Genomic DNA, 5,198 nt, shown 5'->3' with positions numbered 1-5,198 from the left:
ATGCTGTGTTGGGCGGTCACCGCATTGATTCGAAAAAAGATTTGAGCAGTTCAATAGCCGAGTATGAGTGGTTCATCCTTGATTTCCTTTCCACACTCATCACATTTTATGATAATCCTTGCAGACTCGGCAGAAACCAGCTCTTTAATCTTCACTCGATAGTGTCTATCATTGTCAGAAGAGAGTGGGCATAGCTGAATCTGTTTCACCCGTTTGCCCTTGATCTTCTGGAATATTCCTTTTGTTATAAGCCTGTTGCCAAACACCATCCACAGTATTGGGAAAATGACCAACAACACAACTGCTACAATGGAAAGAACTAGACTGACAGATGGTGAGAAACATGTTGATGATGAATGAACAAAACCTAGAACCAGGAACAAGATGGCAAGTATTATGAAGACTCGCAGAACATAGGTGTCAAACATCGGTGTAGGCACTTGGAAATCCCGGCGGACCGGGTAGAACAAGAGGAACCGTCTACTCACAATTTGTAGGCAGAAGAGAGACAATACCAGGATCACAGAGAGTCCAAAAAACAGGTGAGTATCTTGGTTCAGCAGGAAATATACGTTTGCTGCGAGAATGGATACTTGTAGAGTTATTGCTGACCATTTCTGTCCAGACAAACTCTCAAAAATCTTGACCATACTTTTCCTTCCTTTCGTCCTGATGGCAGCCCAATGGCGCGAGTTCACCTGCCGACCGGCTTAGCAAAGCCTGGACTGTGTTGAGAGCACCGGGTTTAGAGATGAGCCATTGAATGACAAAGGCGGTAGGTCGGTCAGGTGCAATGAGCAGTTCGTCGGCTTCGCGGGTGCGTGTCAGGTGAAACTTGCCCCGCGGCGGTCGCGCGGGTGAACAAGGTGTTGGCAGAAGGGTGATAAGCAAGCCGATGACGCTCATTTCGAACTCGCGCCATTCGTCGGCGAGCCTCCCCTGACGCAGGAGGGGGAGAGCGAAGCCGACGAACGGCTTGCGCATCAGCTGCCGGGCGGCTCAGGCCCGCCATATCCCTCGTCCAACCCCCGACCGCAGGCTTCCCGAACCTCACCACGACTCTGCTCAGCCCGGTCAGCTGCATGCGCGTGTTATGCAGCGCACTAACACCTTCTGGCCCATTCAAATGGAGAGCCTCGACGGGGCAACAGGACTACCCCGTCGAGAAACTCTAGTCACCGTTTAACACAGGTGACATCTACTACTTACTCGTTGTTCATACTAGCCTTGATATGAACCTCCTTGTCCTTCTTAACACGAATCTCAGCATGCTTTACCTGCTTCTTCTGTTCAGCTTTCATCTATTATCACCTCCTTTCGTAATGGATTAGCCGCTTAACTCAGGACTTATAAGCTCAAGATTGTGTTGAATTTCTTGGTTGCTTGGGTTTATCCTGAGTGCGATCTCGTAACATTCTTTCGCCTTTTCTCGATTACCAGCTTTGCGGTAGGCTATACCCATATTAGCATAGGCTTGATAAAAGCCCGCATCTATCAGCAGAACACGTTCATATTGTTCAATTGCCTGTTCCCAATTACCAATCTTGTCTAAAGCCACTCCCAAATTATTCATAGCTTCTTTGAATTCGGGGGCTATTTCGATAGCTCTGGTATAAGCTGCTATAGCCTCTTCTACTCTACCCGCCTCATCCAGCACTATTCCAAGGTTATTATGAATGGCCTCGTTATCTGGCTCAAGGGTCAACGCCTTGCGAAAACTTTGCACAGATTCCTCATAACGACCCATCTTTAGCAAGAGCAGCCCTTTACGATTTAGTGTCTTGGCTGTTGGTTCTGCATTCAGAGACAAGTCGTAGTAGTACAAAGCATCGCTATACCTGCCAAGACGCTTGAAACATAATCCAACTTCGCTCAAGACCATGTAGTCGTCAGCGCAAATTGCCAGGATGTTGTCCAACTCCTGGATAACTAAACCGCATTCTCCGTCTCGTCTTAGTCGCTCGATCCTCTGCAGCCAATCCATTATACATACTCCAAGTCGAAACCGTGCCGTTCAATGAGAGGGAGTACCATATTATGCAAGAATTCAATCGGACGGCAACTCTGGCTATCCTTCCCGCTAAAAAAACTTCCTCCTTCTAGCCAGGCACAAGCTCTACAACCAGCCCCACATATGTACAGATAAGTGCATTCTTTACATCCCTCAACTTCTATGGCGGGATAACAAACCAGTTTTTGCATCTTTTCAGAATACCAAATTGTTTCAAGTGATTGAGAGCGTATGTTCCCTATCGGCATATCACTAAGATAAGCACATCTAGTTACATCCCCATTAGGTTTGATCGTACATCTATGCATATGGTACTGACAACATGGTGATTTATCATCGAAGACTTTTATCCCTTTATAGAGCATCTTCGTTCGAAAAATCATCTCCACTTCCAAATCTATTTTTGTGTGCCCTGTGGAATAATCATGCAGGTACCTATCCAAAAACGGGTATAGAATCTGCAGTACATCTTCTATTTTTGCGTCATGTTTGTATCTTGTGTTGCCGTATCTTCCAAATCCTTTTGCAAAAGCCAATCGCCAGCAATCTACTCCCAGTCGATTTAGATAATCATACATACCTGGCAACTCTTCAAAGTTAGACCGATGTATAATTGTGTTTATGCGTGTAGAGAGACCCGAGTCAACCGTCCTTTTTATGGCATCAACGGCACTCTCAAATATATCCGCCGTAGAGTTTGGGGAGGAAGACACTCTCAAAGCATTGTGGCTTTGCGGTGTTAGTCCATCCAAGCTTATAAACACATTCACTTTTGATCCACAGTGAGTCAAAAACTTCACAACTTCATCACTTAATAGAATCCCATTGCTGAACACTGAGCTAACCCTAATCCGATTTGAGACAAACTCTTCTATGACTGAAAAGAAATCCCGACGCGTCAACGCCTCGCCACCAGTCAACACAACTTGACGTATACCTAAATCCCTGAGTTGCTCGATTAAATCAAAAATTTCATCGGTAGTTAGCTCGGACTCAGTCCCGTTGATGTACTGCGCATTATAGCAATGTTCACATGTAAGATTGCATCGGCCTGTAACCTCGAAATGTATGGAGTATAATTCTGGATACTTACGAGGTATCGGCATATGGAATCGCTTGCAAGGGGTTTCTGCATAGGCGATTGCTCCAAGCTGTACCAGGTTTTCGAGAAACGCACTTAGATACTCTTGGCTGGCAACATCAAATGATTCTCGAATTATCTCAGGTGTATACTCACCCGACAATAATCTAACAACTTCTACTTGATCATCGCTAAGTTCGTAGAAAATGTCTCGAGAGATGTCAATTAGGGAGAACTCTCCATCCATATAGCAAACTGTGAACTTTGGATCTAAGTATATATATCTCATGGCTACTCCTTATCTTCAGAAATAGAACATTACTTGTCGCTGAACAACTGCGCTGCATAACGTTTGAGCTCAGCGGCGTGGCGGTTGAGACAACGTGCCCAGCAATCACTGAAACGACCGCAAACGAAAACGGACCTTGAAAAACACTCGATAGCCACGTCCGCTGCAGCGATTTGTTGGGCGGCTTCTGAATCACTATTCAGAGCATTCCCATTCAACTCCATTATCCCATAACACTTGAATCTCTTTGTTGAAGAAATCATACCATTGTCCATCACTTGCCCGAAGCACAAATTTGGGCAGTGCGTCGGCGACCGTTCTATATGGAAAATGTTCAAGATACAGTATTCCGGAAGCCGAGTCTGGGTTCACACAAATTCCCCCGAATGTGAGAGGATTGCATATCGTACGAATTTCCATCCTCTGAGGAGCAACGTCGCGCAAACTACAGAAAAGTTGTAGGGCAGTCTGTATCTGTGAGCCTTTCAAGTCGGGGTCTCGACTCATTTCAGCATAGTAACGACTAGCAGCCATTTCAACTGAGGCACCCTCTGGGTGGACAAGCAGGACTCGAATGATATGACCTTTACGAAGTTTTTCCTCGAGTTTTCCATACCCAGTCTTCAAGATTCGGCGAAGTGTTACACCCATTAACAACACTTCTTTAGCTGGTTCAAAGTTCTCGTTGAAATCGGATGGGAATTCCTCCAAGAAAAAGCTGCTGGCAAGCTGTGAGGTCTCTGAGGAAGATTTCTTGCCCTCAGTTTCCTTGTCTAATGGTCTAGGACCTATGCGAGGTGGCCAGAAACTGATCTCTCTGCCTTCACGAAAGGATCTCATTATCAGATAAATCAGGACTGGTGCAATCAATGTCACAACAATGGTTATCAACCAAAGGGGGATGCCGTAAACTGTCGCGTTCATGATATTCTCCTAACAAGGTTGCAGACCGCAGACCGAGAGGATGTCTCAGTGGGTTCAGTACGCATCGCTTTTGCTTTCAGCCGCCTAACGGTTGGCTTCACCCGCGCGGCGGGTCTCGTGAAAGAGCTTCCGCTTCAAGAACAACTACAAGCGCGTGTGGCCGCCGATTTCGAGCGCCGATAGCCGCGTCGGGTGCAAGCCGTGGTTATGCGTGCCCTTTGCAAAATTCTAGTCAACTACTCTCAGTGGCGCAGTACAATTGGTAGGTAGATGGTGTAACCGACGTTTTCTACACACCAAACTGACCACCAACTAGCGTTACACTGATCTGTCTCAGTTTTCCAAACTCCGATATCGCCTCCTGTAGTCCAATCAAGATACGGCAGATAGGCAGCAGTGCCATAATCACCAGAATCACTGCTAGCCCAACCATCGCAGTTGCCTTTCCCTGGTGTGTTGCTCGTGTCGTTTGAAAAACCTGTACGCACCCAGCCGCCTGCGCCGATTACAGGGCCTTGTCCACTGTCATCTCGAGTAAAGCCCAAGGTAGTGTTATATCGGAGATTGGATGTATCCAAAATCTCCCACAAAGAGGCCATGTGATAGCCTGTAGCACAAGCAGTGAGGGCTTCACCACCTGGAAATGCTTGCTTTGTTAAGTAAAACTGCTGCATATTAGTGGATATGGTTTGAGATGTCTGAAAAGTGGCGGCGTTGACCCCCCGCTGTCCAAAAGCCAGGATGATCAGATAAAGCAATATCAGCAGGAATGATATTATTGCAAATCCAAGCGATTGGCGATCATAGTAAACCCTAATTCTCACTTTTGTGTTCATAATTTCAGTCTTCTACACACCAAACTGACCACCAACTAGCGTTACACTGATCTGTCT

General features: G+C 46.2%; 5 protein-coding genes. All 5 read right to left on the bottom strand.

Annotated elements, in window-relative coordinates; all coding sequences use genetic code 11:
- Nucleotides 1-50 precede the first annotated feature (50 nt).
- Nucleotides 51-650 (bottom strand): hypothetical protein, encoded by a 600-nt coding sequence (locus GF309_13735; protein ID MBD3159839.1) that lies wholly within the window; start codon nt 648-650, stop codon nt 51-53.
- A 677-nt stretch (nt 651-1,327) separates the two neighbouring features.
- On the bottom strand, nt 1,328-1,984 hold the full coding sequence (locus GF309_13730; protein ID MBD3159838.1) for a tetratricopeptide repeat protein: 657 nt from the start codon (nt 1,982-1,984) through the stop codon (nt 1,328-1,330).
- Complete coding sequence (locus GF309_13725; GenBank protein ID MBD3159837.1) at nt 1,984-3,381, bottom strand: radical SAM protein; 1,398 nt, start codon at nt 3,379-3,381, stop codon at nt 1,984-1,986. Before GF309_13725 ends, GF309_13730 begins: the two co-directional genes overlap by 1 nt.
- Nucleotides 3,382-3,576: 195 nt before the next feature.
- A complete protein-coding gene (locus tag GF309_13720) occupies nt 3,577-4,305 on the bottom strand; it encodes a hypothetical protein (protein MBD3159836.1) in 729 nt (242 codons plus the stop codon).
- A gap of 242 nt (nt 4,306-4,547) precedes the next feature.
- Nucleotides 4,548-5,141, bottom strand: coding sequence for a hypothetical protein (locus GF309_13715; GenBank protein ID MBD3159835.1), 594 nt, complete (start codon nt 5,139-5,141; stop codon nt 4,548-4,550).
- Nucleotides 5,142-5,198: the final 57 nt, after the last annotated feature.

It is taken from the genome of Candidatus Lokiarchaeota archaeon (assembly GCA_014730275.1).
Taxonomy (GTDB): Archaea; Asgardarchaeota; Thorarchaeia; order Thorarchaeales; family Thorarchaeaceae; genus WJIL01.
This window is presented reverse-complemented; position numbering and strand designations above follow the sequence as displayed.